The organism is Jiella avicenniae (assembly GCF_021390325.1).
GTDB classification, from domain to species: Bacteria; Pseudomonadota; Alphaproteobacteria; order Rhizobiales; family Rhizobiaceae; genus Jiella; species Jiella avicenniae.
In genome coordinates, this window is the sequence record NZ_JAJUWU010000001.1 from 322661 (window position 1) to 336216 (window position 13556).

14 protein-coding genes are annotated in these 13556 nt (G+C 67.2%); 6 read left to right on the plus strand and 8 right to left on the minus strand.

All coding sequences use genetic code 11. The annotated features are described in order from the left end of the window. Positions 1-62 precede the first annotated feature (62 nt). Together LZD57_RS01565 and LZD57_RS01570 are read right to left on the minus strand one after the other, a co-directional pair. Positions 63-806 carry a WecB/TagA/CpsF family glycosyltransferase gene (locus LZD57_RS01565; protein WP_233717353.1) on the minus strand — a complete coding sequence of 248 codons (744 nt, stop codon included), beginning with the start codon at positions 804-806 and terminating at the stop codon, positions 63-65. A 59-nt stretch (positions 807-865) separates the two neighbouring features. After that, a complete protein-coding gene (locus LZD57_RS01570) occupies positions 866-2110 on the minus strand; it encodes a glycosyltransferase (protein ID WP_233717354.1) in 1245 nt (414 codons plus the stop codon). Between the two features lie 217 nt (positions 2111-2327). On the opposite strand from LZD57_RS01570, the gene LZD57_RS01575 reads away from it, so the two are divergent. Continuing rightward, positions 2328-3305, plus strand: a complete 978-nt coding sequence (locus tag LZD57_RS01575) for a glycosyltransferase (protein WP_233717355.1) — start codon at positions 2328-2330, stop codon at positions 3303-3305. Beyond that, on the plus strand, positions 3274-4590 hold the full coding sequence (locus LZD57_RS01580) for an O-antigen ligase family protein (RefSeq protein ID WP_233717356.1): 1317 nt from the start codon (positions 3274-3276) through the stop codon (positions 4588-4590). Before LZD57_RS01575 ends, LZD57_RS01580 begins: the two co-directional genes overlap by 32 nt. Positions 4591-4974: 384 nt before the next feature. Here the strand turns inward: LZD57_RS01580 and LZD57_RS01585 are convergent, their stop codons facing one another. After that, positions 4975-6165, minus strand: a complete 1191-nt coding sequence (locus tag LZD57_RS01585; protein ID WP_233717357.1) for an acyltransferase family protein — start codon at positions 6163-6165, stop codon at positions 4975-4977. Between the two features lie 262 nt (positions 6166-6427). Between LZD57_RS01585 and LZD57_RS01590 the strand changes: the two genes are divergently transcribed. From LZD57_RS01590 to LZD57_RS01605, 4 genes are all read left to right on the plus strand, one after another. Further along, positions 6428-6880 (plus strand): DUF2948 family protein, encoded by a 453-nt coding sequence (locus tag LZD57_RS01590; protein WP_233717358.1) that lies wholly within the window; start codon positions 6428-6430, stop codon positions 6878-6880. A 113-nt stretch (positions 6881-6993) separates the two neighbouring features. Beyond that, the gene (gene hisD / locus LZD57_RS01595) at positions 6994-8286 is read left to right on the plus strand and encodes a histidinol dehydrogenase (protein ID WP_233717359.1); all 1293 of its coding nucleotides are present in this window, start codon (positions 6994-6996) and stop codon (positions 8284-8286) included. Positions 8287-8296: 10 nt separating this feature from the next. Then, a complete protein-coding gene (locus LZD57_RS01600; protein ID WP_233717360.1) occupies positions 8297-8782 on the plus strand; it encodes a UPF0262 family protein in 486 nt (161 codons plus the stop codon). 153 nt (positions 8783-8935) lie between these two features. Then, complete coding sequence (locus LZD57_RS01605; protein ID WP_420844715.1) at positions 8936-9415, plus strand: arsenate-mycothiol transferase ArsC; 480 nt, start codon at positions 8936-8938, stop codon at positions 9413-9415. A 55-nt stretch (positions 9416-9470) separates the two neighbouring features. Here the strand turns inward: LZD57_RS01605 and yihA are convergent, their stop codons facing one another. From yihA to rpmH, 5 genes are all read right to left on the minus strand, one after another. After that, positions 9471-10139 (minus strand): ribosome biogenesis GTP-binding protein YihA/YsxC, encoded by a 669-nt coding sequence (gene yihA / locus LZD57_RS01610; protein ID WP_233717361.1) that lies wholly within the window; start codon positions 10137-10139, stop codon positions 9471-9473. Continuing rightward, complete coding sequence (locus LZD57_RS01615; RefSeq protein WP_233717362.1) at positions 10136-10774, minus strand: CatB-related O-acetyltransferase; 639 nt, start codon at positions 10772-10774, stop codon at positions 10136-10138. Before LZD57_RS01615 ends, yihA begins: the two co-directional genes overlap by 4 nt. A 78-nt stretch (positions 10775-10852) precedes the next feature. Continuing rightward, positions 10853-12661: a membrane protein insertase YidC gene (gene yidC / locus LZD57_RS01620; RefSeq protein WP_233717363.1), complete on the minus strand. Its 1809-nt coding sequence runs from the start codon at positions 12659-12661 to the stop codon at positions 10853-10855. A gap of 3 nt (positions 12662-12664) precedes the next feature. Further along, complete coding sequence (rnpA, locus tag LZD57_RS01625) at positions 12665-13096, minus strand: ribonuclease P protein component (RefSeq protein ID WP_233717364.1); 432 nt, start codon at positions 13094-13096, stop codon at positions 12665-12667. 191 nt (positions 13097-13287) lie between these two features. Next, entirely contained in the window at positions 13288-13422 is a 135-nt protein-coding gene (gene rpmH / locus LZD57_RS01630) for a 50S ribosomal protein L34 (RefSeq protein WP_163465494.1), read from the minus strand. Positions 13423-13556: the final 134 nt, after the last annotated feature.

The window sequence follows — 13556 nt, forward strand, 5'->3', positions numbered from 1 at the left end:
GGTTTGCTGCCCTGCAGCATAACCGCTCGGAGGCGATTGCAGTGTATCGAATTGTCGCAACATCATCTCGGCCGTCGTCGACCGGCGCCGCGCAGCCTGTCGAGGACAAGGTCCCGCAGAAACACCGGATTGCCGACGACATAGCGCCGGAACAGCCGCTTCGGTTCCAGCGCCAGGCGCCAGATCCATTCGGCTCGCAGCTTGCGGGCGAGCCGCGGGGCGCGCGGGACGTTGCCGGCGATGAAGTCGAACAGCGCCCCGACGGCGACGAAGACGGTGCCGTGGCGCTCGTCGAGATGATCGGCGATGAAGATCTCCTGGGCCGGCACCCCCAGGGCGACGAGGACGATGTCGGGGCGGAGTGCTTCCAGCCGCTCGAGGACCGCAGCCCGTCCGGCCGTCCCGAAATAGCCGTCCGAAACGGCGACGATCTCATGCTGCGGCACCACTCTCGCGAGGTTTTCCGCCGCCTGCTCGGCAATGCCCGGCGCCGCGCCCACGAGCGCGATCCTGGCGGGGCGCGAGAGCGCCATGACCAGCCGCGGGATGAAGTCCGTGCCGTTGAGGTTTTCTGCGAAGGCGCGGCCGTAGAGGAGCTTCGCGCCGATGTCGACGCCGACGCCGTCGGGCAGGAGAAGAAAATCCGCGATCGCCGCACGGTAGGCGGTGTTGCGCCGCGCGACGTTGACGCAATGGGCGTTGACGAAACCCACCCTGGTGATCCGGCGCGCCGACAGCGCGGCCTCGATGCGTTCGATCGCCTCTCTGCCCGAAATGTCCGCGATCGCCACGCTGCCGATCGCCATGTGCGGTGATCGGCGCGTTGCGCCCGCGGCGGATTGGCGTGCGGTGTCGAGGGCTTCCATCAGCATGAGATACGTTCCGCGACTTCGGATGGCGCGGGCGTGCGGGCGGAATCCGGCAACGTGGTTACCGAAGACTTGCAGGCCGCCGCAGCGAAGATGGCCAGCCCGCGGGTGATCCCGGCGTCGAGCGCGGCGCGCTGGCGTTCCGCAAACCTCGCCCCGTCGAGGCGAACAGCGCCGCCGGCGCGCTCGGCCGCGACCAGTTCGGCGATCCCGTCGGCAAAGGCCTGAGGCTCATACGCCACGCGCACGTTTTCCGGAACGGCGTCGATGCCGCGCAACGCCGCTGGCGTCGCGACGGCGGGAAGCCCTTCCTCGAAGGTCTCGATCGTCTTCAGCTGAACGCCCGTGCCCCCCTTCGTCGCCAGCGCGACGACGCGCGACGCGCGCACGAAGCCCTGCGCATCCGGTACCCGGCCGACGAAGCGGACGTTCGCCGGCACCTGCGGCGGCGGACCGTCCATCCGGCCGGCGATGGCGACCGTGACGTCGGCCGGCAGAAGCGGCACGACCGTTTCGAGAAACCAGTCGAGGCCGACGCGGTTCGGCGCCCAGCTCCACGTGCCGATCAGCCCGACGTCGTGCCGCCGCACGCCGTCGTCGGCAATTCCGCCGTCGCGGCCGATCGACAGCGCCAGCGGTACGGCGCGGCGGTCGGTTTCGAGCCCGAGGCCGGCGCGATCGTCGGCGCTCAGCGTGTGGACGACAGCCGCCTGCCGGCAGATCCGCGTCTCTTCGCGCCGCAGGATCCGCGCCTCGCGGCGGTACAGCAACCGGTTGAGGGGATCGTCGGCATTCGCCGCGTTCTCTTCGGCCGAGCGATGTTCGACGTTGTGGGCGACGAAGATCGCGGGTTTGTCGTTGGCGAGGAAGGGATAGGCGATCGGCATCTGCACCGAATTGAGCACGTAACCGTCGACGGGGTCTGCCTCCGCCAGCCGCCGCATCAGGCCGGAGCGCGAATGACGGGCGAGTTTCTCGGCCGAGACGGTCCGTCCGGACGACAAGGCGCCGAGGAGCCAGAGCGCCTTCTGCCGCGCCGTCGCCGCGGCGTTTTCGAGGACGATGGTGCCGAGGTCGATTTCGCCCTCCTGCGCCGGTCGCGCACCCTCGCGCCGAAAGCCGGCGATCGTCAGGCGGACGCCCTGCCGGCGATAGGCGGCGACGATCGCCGCATTGGCGATTTCGAAGCCGGTCGTGGCCACGCCATCGGGCAGCAGCGAAGAGAGGAAAAGAAGGTGCATTCGCTCAGCCCGATTGCCGGTCGATCGCTCGAAGGTAAGCGAGACATGTTTCGATCGGCCTAACTTCCGTGGCGGAATTCGGCCATTCGGCAATTTTGTCGCGAATTCGGAAGGGAGGGACGGCAGGCCGGCCGCAATTCGTGCCGGAGAGGCCAGACTTTCTTCATCAAGCCTCGTTTATCGTGCGGCAAAACCCCGAAGCGCTCGGAAACCGCCCATGTCGCAGACGATCACCGTTGAATGCGTGTCCCCCGGGCTCGACCACGCGGCGATCGACACGGTCGTGACGCTGCCGACCTTCCGGCGGCCGGAGCATCTTCTCCTGACACTGGCGAGCCTTTCGGCCCAGCGCGGGGCGCCCCGCTTCGCCGTGATCGTCATGGAGAACGACGCCGAGGGCCGGGCCGGGCTCGATGCGGCGCGGCCCCTGTTCGAGGCGGGCGAGATCGGGGGTCTCGTCCTCGTCGCCCAGGAGCGCGGCAACTGCTCGGCCTACAATGCCGGCTGGACGACGGCGCTGGAACGCTTTCCGGCGATGCGCAACCTTCTCGTCATCGACGACGACGAAGTCGCCGCGCAGGATTGGATCGCCCGGATGATCGCCACGGCCGACGACCTTCCGGCCGACATCGTCGGCGGGCCGCAGGTCGCGAGGTTCGAGGCGGGCGCACGGACGCGCTACGAAAACCACCCCGTCTTCACCCCGCACTATCGCACGACCGGCTCCGTCCCGATCCTGTTTTCCTCCGGCAACGTTCTGATCCGCCGCAACGTGCTCGAGACGATGGGGGCGCCCTTCCTCGACACCGCCTTCAACTTCATCGGCGGCGGCGACGCCGACTTCTATTCGCGCTGCCGCGAGCGCGGCTTCCGCTTCGGCTGGTGCGCCGAGGCGCCGGTGTTCGAAACCGTGCCGTCGCGCCGCACGGAGTTTTCCTGGCTGAACGCCCGGGGCCTGCGCAACGGCGCCATCTCGGCGATCATCGAGCGGCGCCGCGGCGGCAGGCACGGCGCGCCGAAGCGCATCGCCAAGAGCCTCGGCCTTCTCGCCGCCTCGCCCTGGCGCTCGCTGCGGCTCGGCCTCGGCACGGGTTCGGCGACGATCGGCCTCTATCACTGCCAGGTCGCCATCGGGCGGCTGATGGCCGAGTTCGGACGGGTCAATGAGCAATACCGCCAGGCTGAACGGAACTGACGCCGGTCCGGTCGCGCCGGCCGTCGACTGGATCGGCTTTGCCGGCCTCCTCGTCGCCGCGGCGGTGCTGACGGCGGTTCTCGTCACCTTCACGCCCTTCGCCGTCACCTTCGACGGCAACCAGAATTCCGGCGATCTCGCCAACCAGCTCGGCTATTCCGGCCTCGCCGCCGCTGTCCTCGCCGGTCATCTGATGCTGTCGGACCGCCACGTCGTCGTCTCGCTGCTGCGGCCGACATGGATTCTGATGGCCGCCTGGCTGTTCGCCAGCGCCTTGTGGGCGCCGAGCCCGGCAAATGCCGTCCGCTCCGCCCTGTTCACGCTGCTCGCCATGACGGCGGTGACTGGGGTCTACACCTTTCCGAAGGATGGCCGCGCCTTCCGCTTGGTGCTCGTCGTCGCGGCGATGGCGGTGCTCGGCCTGTCCTATTTCGGCGTCCTCTTCTGGCCGCATCTCGCCGTTCACGACGGCTCGGGGTCGGAACCGGAACATGCGGGCCTGTGGCGTGGCATCTATTCCCACAAGAACGTCGCCGGCTCGGTGATCGGCTCGCTGTTCTTCTTCGGCATCTATCTGATGCGCGCCCGGATGGTGTGGTGGGGCCTCGCGATCGCCGGACTGTCCGCCAACTTCGTGCTGCACACCGGCTCGAAGACGGCGACCGGACTCCTGCCGCTCGTCACGCTGATCGTCATCTTCGGCCGGCTCATCGGCGGGCGGGTGCTGCTGTCGGTCTGCGTCTTCGCCGCCATCGTGACGATGGCGCTTCTGACCCTCGGCACGATCTTCTCGCCGACCCTCGACGCCATCGTCCAGTGGGCTGCGCCCGGCACCACCTATACCGGCCGCATGGATCTCTGGCGCTTCGCCGTCGAGGTCTGGCATGGACACGAATGGACGGGCTTCGGGCTCAACGCCTTCTGGCAGACCCTCGTCGTCGCCGGCACCGAGAGGAACTTCGAGCTCTCCTGGGATCCGCGGGGCAGCCCCAACGCCCATAACGGCTATCTCGACATCGCCATCTCGATGGGCGTTCCGGGCCTCGTCCTGGCGGTGATCATGCTGGTGATCCTGCCGCTCGTCGACTATGCGCGCATCGACCGCGACCCCGAGAGCACGCAGCTCGGCGACTCGCTCCTGATGATCCTGTTCTATCTGCTCCTCAACTCGTTCCTCGAAAGCTTCCTCTTCGAGCGCGCCAATCCGGTGTGGATGATGGTGTGGTTCGCGGTGGTGGGGCTGCGGCTCCTGGCCCGCCACCGGGTGGAGGATGCGGGCGGGTGATCTGGCCGGCCACTTGGCCGATCGGCGCCATGCGGGGGGCGTTTCGCGCCGAGATCGGGTGGCGGCATTCACACATCTTGTCCGCTTCTTCGGCACTCTCATGCGAGGCGCATCGGCGCGGAAGGATGGTCGCGAAGATCGAGCTTCGTCATCCCGGCCCCCGAGCCGGAATCCATTCCAAATCATTGATCCCGCAGCGACGGATCCATCCGAAGCCGTTGAATCTTCTGGCCGGATCGGTTGGTTGCGAGGCAGAAGAATGGGTCCCGGGTCAAGCCCTGGATGACGAAGCTTTGATGTTCGGCCGGTTCTGCAATGTCGATGCGTGGCACCAGGAAGGCGGCCGTTCGTGTCCGAAAAGAAAATCGTGAAGTCTTGGGGTTTTCAGGCGGCGGCGGGCGACTTGACCGGTTCGCCAGACGTTCCGGCACGGTCGGGGCGTCCCACCAGCCGGCGGCCGAGCGCCATGCCGGGCTTCTCGACGAAGCGGTAGGTGAGGGCGCTGAAGACGATCGTTCCTAGGACGATGACGACAAGCGTGACCGTCCCTTGCCACGCCTGCGGCCCGATCAGCTCGTTGCGGGCGGGGGACCGGACGAAGAGGTCCGTGCCGGTCACCTTCGTGAGCACCGAGGCGACGTTGTGGACGCGGTCGATGACGAAGGCGTGGGTCATGTAGATCGAATAGGAGATCAGCCCGAGAAAGGCGAAGGGCCGGGTCTTCAGGGCACGGCTGAAGATGCCGCCCTCATGGGCGAAGACGTAGAGGGCTAGGCCGAAGACGAAGGGCGCAGCGAAGGCGAGGTCGGTTCCGCCCTGCCGCGACACGAAGATGCCGACGAGGAGGACGACCGCCAATTCCGCGAGGCTCCAGCTCGTCGGATGGCGCCTGGCCTGTGCTGCCGCCGCATCGCGCCAGAGCGTCCGGCGCAGGATCACGCCAACCGAAAATCCGGCGAGACAGCGCAGCCAGCCGAGATTGGACGAGGCGTCCATGTTGCCGATCGCCATGGCGATGACGGGAAGGCCGACGACGATCGCGAGCGCCGCGAGCGGAACCAGCAGGCGCGGCGCGGTGACGACGACGGCCGCGAAGGCGGCATAGGCGACGAGTTCGGCCGAGATCGACCAGCTCGGATAGTTCCAGGTCAAGGTGTCGAGGAAGCCGAAGGACTGCACCATGAAAAGATTCGCGATCAGCCCGTCGACCGACGTCCCGCCGGCGAACGTCTCGGCGGGTCCCTTCAGGGCGAGCCGGGCGCATTCGAAGGCGAGGGGCAGCAGCAGCATGGCGAGATGCAGGGGATAGACCCTGGCGAGCCGCAACAGGAAGAACCGAGAAAAGTCGCGGCTCTCCCGGAGGGTCCCGTAGAAGGCGTGGGTGATGACGAAGCCGGAGAGGACGAAGAAGAAGTCGACGAACAGGAAGGCGTTGCGCACGAGGCCGCTGGTCTCGGCAAACCCCGTGACCGGGGCGTGGAAGCAGACGACGAGGAGCGCGCAGACGCCGCGCCAGCCGTCGAGCGCCTGGAAGCGGGCGCCGTCGTTCCTGACTGCCGCGCGGCCCTCGATCATCGCGTCTGGCTCCAAATCGGGATGCGCCGTGACATGGCGGCCGAAGCGGATCGGCCGGGCGCAAGCCTCGCCATCCTCGCCGATGGCCCGATAAGGAAGTGCTAACGAAGCCCCCCGAATTTCCGATGCGTCATGCCGGTCTCTTCCCGGCAATCGCGCGAACGGCCGGGCTCGGAGGCCGGCGGCTTCCTTGCATGGCGGCGGTCGCAGCCTAAGTGACACGCCGCGACAGAGGCTCCCGAAAACGAGGTCACCAGTCAGTATGGACCAATTGCGCCTGCTTGCCGTCGATGCGGAGGACCTTGCGATCGTCTCGGCGCATTGTCAGGACGCCGTGATGCGGGTCGAGGAACTGCAGTATTCCCCGGCCGAGCGGAGGTTCGTGATGGAAATGAACCGCTTCGTATGGGAAAAGCTCGTCCCGCCGAAGAAGTTCAGCCTGTTTTCCCGCCCGGCCTATGAGCGCCGCCGGGCGATCCTGCATTTCGACAGGGTCACCGCCGCGGCCCGCCTCGGTTTCGACAATCTCGCGCCGGACGACGTGCTCGTCCTGCTTGCCATCAGGTTCGAGGAGAGCGAGGCGCCCTCGGGAGCGGTCGAACTTGTCTTTGCCGGCGGCTCCGCGATAAGGCTGGACGTCGAAGTGATCGAGGCGCAGCTGGCCGATGTCGGCGGCGCCTGGGGAACCCTGGCACGGCCGGACCATCGCGCCTGAAGAAGCGCGACGCGCCTTGCCCGGCAGCAGGCGGGGCTCGACGCCTCGAACGGCCGAGGCCGGCTCTCGACGCATATGATGCCCGAAGGGGCAAGACGGAGAGGACACTCACATTGCCCTGGCGCCTCGTTTCCACGGATGCGGATTTCGACGAGCGGTTTGCCGCGCTTCTCGGCGCCAAGCGGGAACAGGCGGCCGACGTGGACGCAGCGGTACGGACCATCGTGGCGCGGGTTCGCAGCGAGGGCGACGCGGCGCTGATCGCCCTGACCCGGCAGTTCGACCAGCTGGACCTCACCCCGGCGCGGATGCGGGTGAGCGAGGCCGAGATCGAGGCGGCTTTCGAACAGACCGCGCCGGAGACTCTGGCGGCGCTCCGTCTTGCACACGACCGCATCGCCGCCCATCACCGCCGCCAGATGCCGCAGGACGATCGCTACACCGATCCGATCGGCGTCGAACTCGGCAGCCGCTGGACGGCGATCGAGTCGGCCGGCCTCTACGTGCCGGGCGGCACGGCGAGCTATCCGTCATCGGTGCTGATGAACGCCGTTCCTGCCAAGGTGGCGGGGGTCGAACGCATCGCGATGGTCGTCCCGGCGATGCGCGGGGCGCTGAACCCGCTCGTCCTGGCCGCTGCCAGGATCGCCGGCGTCTCGGAAATCTACCGCATCGGCGGGGCCCAGGCGATCGCGGCGCTGGCTTACGGCACCGAGACCATCGCCCCGGTCGCCAAGATCGTCGGACCCGGCAACGCCTTCGTCGCCGCGGCCAAGCGCCAGGTCTTCGGCCATGTCGGCATCGACATGATCGCCGGGCCGTCGGAAGTCCTGGTGGTCGCCGACGGCGACAACGATCCGGACTGGATCGCTGCCGACCTTCTCGCCCAGGCCGAGCACGACACGGCCGCCCAGTCGATCCTGATCACCGAGGATGTCGCCTTCGCCGACGCCGTCGAGGTGGCGGTCGATCGCCAGCTGAAGACGTTGTCCCGCGCCGAGACGGCGGCCACGAGCTGGGCGACGCACGGCGCGATCATCGTCGTGCCGGATCTGGATGCCGCCGTTCCCCTGTCGGACCGCATCGCGCCCGAACATCTGGAAATCGCCGTCGCCGATCCCGAGGCGCTGTTCGCCAGGCTCCGCAACGCCGGCGCCGTCTTTCTCGGGCGCCATACGCCGGAAGTCGTCGGCGACTATGTCGGCGGCTCCAACCACGTCCTGCCCACCGCCCGCTCGGCGCGCTTTTCCTCCGGCCTCTCGGTGCTCGACTTCGTCAAGCGCACCTCGATCCTGAAGCTGGGCGCCGAGCAGCTGCGCGAACTCGGCCCGGCGGCGATCGAACTCGCCCGGGTCGAAGGTCTCGACGCCCACGGCCGGTCGGTGGCCGTCCGGCTCAACCTCTGAGGGTCGGGCGATGGCTGCGGAGACCAGCAAGTCCGGCCGGCTGATCGACGTCGAACTCGACGAGACGATCGGCCGCGCGACCCCCGACGTCGAGCACGAACGCAACGTGGCGATCTTCGACCTCGTCGAGGAGAACGTCTTCGATCCGGTCGGTGCGCCGGAGGGCGCGAAGTTCAAGCTGAAGCTTTCCCTCGTCGACAAGCGGCTCGTTTTCGACATTCGCGACGAGGCCGGCGAGACGCTGGTGACGCACATCCTGTCGCTCACCCCGTTCCGGAAGGTGATCCGCGACTATTTCATGATCTGCGACAGCTACTACGAGGCGATCCGCTCGGCGACGCCGCAGCAGATCGAGGCGATCGACATGGGCCGGCGCGGCATCCACAACGACGGCTCGCAGACGCTGATGGAGCGGCTGAAAGGCAAGATCGAAGTCGATCTCGACACCGCACGCCGGCTGTTCACCCTGATCTGCGTCCTCAACTGGCGGAGCTGAGGCGGCCATGACGGGGAAGGCGCTTCCAGCACGGTCGAACCGCCGCCTCGAGATGCCGGCGCCAGGGCTTTCGGCGGCGATCCCGGCCGCGCCCACGGCGATCTCGAATCGCCGGGTCGATCATGTCGACCGGATGTGCCGCGAGGCCGCCCTGTGAGCCGTCGGCCGGACGACGAACGTCCCGAAACGGGCGCGCCGGCCAGCGACGTCAGGCCGAAGATCTCGTCCGTCCTGTTCCTGTGCGGCATGAATTCGATCCGCTCGCCGATGGCGGAGGCCCTGGCGAGAGAGATCCTGCCCGCCACGGTCTACGTCGCCTCCGCCGGCGTAAGGCAGGGCCAGCGCGACCCCTTCGTGGACACCGTCCTCGCCGAGCGCGGCCTCTCCCTCGGCGACCGCCAGCCGCAGCGCTACGAGGACATGGAGGACGGCTATTTCGACCTGATCGTCACCATGGCCCCCGAAGCCCACCACGTCGCCCTCGACGCGACCGGCACCGCGTCGGTGGAGGTCGAATTCTGGCCGATGCCGGACCCCTCCGTCGTCACCGGCTCCCGCGAGCAGATCCTCGACGCCTATCGCGACGTGCTGAAGCGGATCGAGGAAAGGCTCGTCCGGCGCTTCGGGAACTGAGGCGAGACGAAGGTCGCCGCGACGTCCCCGCCAATCCGGAATTCGTTCACCCGGCCTATTCCGCGAGGGACAGGATGGCGCCGCGCAGCTCGTCGATGCCGCCGCCCTTTTCCGAGGAGGTGGCGATCAGGCTCGGAAAGGCGGCGGGGCGCTTCTTGGTGCGTTCCAGCGTCTCGGCGACGAGTCTCTCGACCGCCGGCGGCTTGATCTTGTCGGTCTTGGTCAGGACGATCTGATAGGACATCGCCGCCTTGTCGAGCAGCGACATGACCTCCTCGTCGTTCGCCTTGATGCCGTGCCGGGCGTCGATCAAGAGGAAGACGCGCTTCAGGCTCGGCCGGCCGCGCAGATAGTCGAAGACGAGGGCGGTCCAGGCATCGACCTGCTCCTTCGGCGCCTTGGCATAGCCATAGCCCGGCATGTCGACCAGCACGATCGGCGGCAGGCCCGCCTCGACGGTCCCGTAGCCGTCCGGCACGAAGAAGTTCAGCTCCTGGGTCCGGCCGGGCGTGTTCGACGTGCGGGCAAGACCCTTCTGGCCGAGCAGCGCGTTGATCAGCGAGGACTTGCCGACGTTGGAGCGTCCGGCGAAGGCGATTTCGGGCGGCCCTTCCGGCGGCAGGAACTTCAGTGCCGGAACGCCGCGCACGAACACCCAGGGCTTGGCGAAGAAGCGCCGGTCGGCCTCGCTCGTGGCCGTCCTCGTGTCTTCGCGATCGGTCATCGTGCCGCCTCCAGAAGGTCGATGTCGGCACCGCGGATGGCGCCGAGATTGCGGGTGATCTTGTCCACCGGCCAGTCCCACCAGGCGACGGCGAGGAGGCGGGCGACGGTCGCTTCGTCGAAGCGGCTCCTCACCACGCGTGCCGGATTGCCGCCGACGATCGCATAAGGCGGAACGTCCGAGACGACCGTCGAGCGCGTCCCGACGATGGCGCCGTCGCCGATGGTGACGCCCGGCATGACGAGGCTCTCCATGCCGAGCCAGACGTCGTTCCCGACCACCGTATCGCCGCGGCTCTGGCCCGTCCAGGACGAGACGTCGAAGCCCGCCTCCCAGCCGTTCTGGAAGATGTTGAACGGATAGGTCGAAAAGCCGCCCATCGCGTGATTGGCGCCGTTCATCACGAAACGGGTTCCCGCGGCGATCGCCACGAACCGTCCGATGATCAGGCGGTCGCCGTAGAACTCGAAGTGATGAAGGACGTTGCGCTCTTCGAAACGGTCGGCGCCGTCCGGGTCGTCGTAGTAGCTGTAGTCGCCGACGAGGACGTTCGGCCGGGTGACGACGTTCTTCAGGAAGACCGTGCGGGGAAATCCGGGAAGCGGATACAGCGTTTCAGGGGATGGCCCATGCATGTCCGGCTCCCTTCGCAAAAGCGGGGCCGGCGCAGGGTCGACCCCGGATTTCATGCGCGGCCGTTTCGCCTCGCGTGTTCAGCCTTCCGAGGGTTTTTCCCGTCTTCGAAAGGCGTTTTTGAGATTGTCCCACAGCTCGATCTTGGCGCCGTTGCGTTTCATGATCACGCTCTGCTGGATGATCGACAGGGTGTTGTTCCAGGTCCAGTAGATCACCAGGCCGGCCGGGAACGACGCCAGCATGAAGGTGAAGATCACCGGCATCCAGGTGAAGATCATCTGCTGCGTCGGATCCGGCGGCGTCGGATTGAGCCGCATCTGGATGAACATCGTGATGCCCATCAGGATCGGCCAGACGCCGACCATCAGAAGATGGGGCAGGGTGACCGGGATCACGCCGAAGAGGTTGAAGATCGAGGTCGGATCGGGCGCCGCGAGATCCTGGATCCAGCCGAAGAACGGCGCGTGACGCATCTCGATGGTGACGTACAGGACCTTATAGAGCGCGAAGAAGACGGGGATCTGGATGAGGATCGGCCAGCAGCCGGCTGCCGGGTTGATCTTCTCCTCCTTGTAGAGCCGCATCATCTCCTGCTGCTGCTTCTGCTTGTCGTCCTTGAAGCGCTCGCGCATCTCCATGATCTTCGGCTGGACGGTCTTCATCCGCGCCATCGACTTGTAGGACTTGTTGGCGAGGGGGAAGAAGAACAGCTTGAGGATGACCGTGACGATCAGGATCGCGACGCCGAAATTGCCGACCAGCTTGTAGAAGAAGTCGAGTGCATGGAACATCGGCCGGGTGATGAAGTAGAACCAGCCCCAGTCGATCAGCTGGCCGAACTGGCGGATGTTCAGCGTCTCCTCGTAGCCGTCGATGATGTCGACGACCTTGGCGCCGGCGAAGCTCCGGGTGGTCGCCGTGGCGCTTCCGCCCGCCGCGATGTCGATAGGGTCGGAGACGAACTCCGTCTGATAGTGAGGCCGCTGGCCGGCGAGATAGAGGAACTGGCTGTCGAAGCGCCGCGACCCCTCGGGGATCAGCGTGGTCGCCCAATATTTGTCGGTGATGCCGAGCCAGCCTCCGGCGGAAGAGGGCTGCCCCTCCTTCTTGTCGTCCTCGATCGCGGAGTATTTGACCTCTTTCAGGCCCTCGTCGCCGAACACGCCGAGAAGACCCTCGAACAGGACGTAGGCCGACGCGACCTCGGGCTTGGAGTAGCGCGCGACCCGCCCGTAAGGCTTGACGGTGACCGGCGCGGCGCCGGTGTTCTCGATCCTGTCCTCGATCGTGAACATGAAATTGTCGTCGACCGAGATGGTGCGATCGACCGTCATGCCGTCCGCCGTCGCGGTCAGAGTCACCGGCGAAGAGGGGGTGAGCTTCGCGCCCGGTTCGGCCTGCCAGGTGGTGGCGGCGCCGACGACGGGACCCTGGCCTGGGACGATCAGCCCGGTTTCCACGAAGTAGGCGTTCGGCAGCTGCTCGGGCGAGAGCAGGACGATCGTCGGCGAGGAGTCGTCGACGGTCTCGTGATATTCCTTCAGCCGCAGATCGTCGATGCGGGCTCCGGCGAGGTTGATCGAGCCGGTGAGCTGCGGCGTGTCGATCGGGATGCGGGAGCCGCTCGAAAGGACCGCCTCGCGGTCCTCGGACAGCGGCAGTTGCGGGCTGGTGATCACGCTTTCGCGGCCGGCGGGTGCCGCGGTCTGGGCCTGATCGGTACCGGCCGGCGTCTGCGGCGTCTGCAGCGAGCCCTGCTCGCCCTGCGCCGTCTCCGCCTGCTGGCGCTGGCTATCCATCCGCGGGCTGACGACGAAATATTGCCAGCCGACCAGGACGGCGATGGAAAGCGCCATCGCGATCAGGAAGTTGCGATTGTTTTCCATCACTTAAGACCTCGATCGGCGCTCGGTGCCGGCTTTGCCGCTTGGCGTCGTCTTTTCCGTCGGTGCGGCCATCCGGGAAAAGCGCCGTCGCAATTCCTCGGACAGGACCTCGAATGGCGCCGAGAGGACCTCGCGGCGCGCGACGATCACATAATCGATGCCGGACACCATGTCAGCCTCGGCACAGACACGGATCGCTTCGCGAAGCCGCCTGCGGATGCGATTGCGCTCCACGGCGTTGCCGATCTTCCGCGTCGCCGTCAAGCCAAAGCGCGGCGGCCCGGCGTCGCTCCGCTTCAGCGCCTCGACGAAGAAAAACGGGCCGTTCAGCCGACGGCCCCGCCGTGCGGCGAGGAACTCCGCGCGCTTCTTGAGTCTTTCGGCGGCCACTAGCGGAAAATTGAGCGGCGACGATTCGACATTTGCGCTCCTCATGCGACCAGCGCCGGGTCGAACCTCGAACTGCCGGGTCCCGATGGACCCGACGGGCATCGAATTGCCGGGCCCGGCGGACCCGACGGGTCGCGCATCATCCACCTGCCCGGCGCAGTCGCCCGCAGCCTCGAAGGCCCGCGCGGCGAATGCCGGCGCGAGATGGATCGCGACAACTGCCCGATTGCTCGGCCTCAGGCCGACAGGCGCTTGCGGCCGCGGGCGCGGCGCGCGGTGATGACCTTGCGGCCACCCTTCGTCGCCATGCGGGCACGGAAGCCGTGGCGGCGTTTGCGGACGAGCCGCGAAGGCTGGTAGGTACGCTTCATCGTCAAATCCCGCGCGGGTTCAGAACGCGGGCCCTTCAGTCGTGTTCAATCCGGGAAACCGGTGCGGCCATCCGAGCGCAAACACCCGTCGCGCGGAACGCCGCCCGCTCGCTGGGTCGCTTATTGGAAGACAT

Bases quoted from the DNA above. Each gene is read 5' to 3' on its own strand.
- LZD57_RS01565 (WP_233717353.1), bottom strand. From the start codon at position 806: ATGGCGATCGGCAGCGTGGCGATCGCGGACATTTCGGGCAGAGAGGCG.
- LZD57_RS01570 (WP_233717354.1), bottom strand. From the start codon at position 2,110: ATGCACCTTCTTTTCCTCTCTTCGCTGCTGCCCGATGGCGTGGCCACG.
- LZD57_RS01575 (WP_233717355.1), top strand. From the start codon at position 2,328: ATGTCGCAGACGATCACCGTTGAATGCGTGTCCCCCGGGCTCGACCAC.
- LZD57_RS01580 (WP_233717356.1), top strand. From the start codon at position 3,274: ATGAGCAATACCGCCAGGCTGAACGGAACTGACGCCGGTCCGGTCGCG.
- LZD57_RS01585 (WP_233717357.1), bottom strand. From the start codon at position 6,165: ATGATCGAGGGCCGCGCGGCAGTCAGGAACGACGGCGCCCGCTTCCAG.
- LZD57_RS01590 (WP_233717358.1), top strand. From the start codon at position 6,428: ATGGACCAATTGCGCCTGCTTGCCGTCGATGCGGAGGACCTTGCGATC.
- LZD57_RS01600 (WP_233717360.1), top strand. From the start codon at position 8,297: ATGGCTGCGGAGACCAGCAAGTCCGGCCGGCTGATCGACGTCGAACTC.
- yihA (WP_233717361.1), bottom strand. From the start codon at position 10,139: ATGACCGATCGCGAAGACACGAGGACGGCCACGAGCGAGGCCGACCGG.
- LZD57_RS01615 (WP_233717362.1), bottom strand. From the start codon at position 10,774: ATGCATGGGCCATCCCCTGAAACGCTGTATCCGCTTCCCGGATTTCCC.
- yidC (WP_233717363.1), bottom strand. From the start codon at position 12,661: ATGGAAAACAATCGCAACTTCCTGATCGCGATGGCGCTTTCCATCGCC.
- rnpA (WP_233717364.1), bottom strand. From the start codon at position 13,096: ATGAGGAGCGCAAATGTCGAATCGTCGCCGCTCAATTTTCCGCTAGTG.
- rpmH (WP_163465494.1), bottom strand. From the start codon at position 13,422: ATGAAGCGTACCTACCAGCCTTCGCGGCTCGTCCGCAAACGCCGCCAC.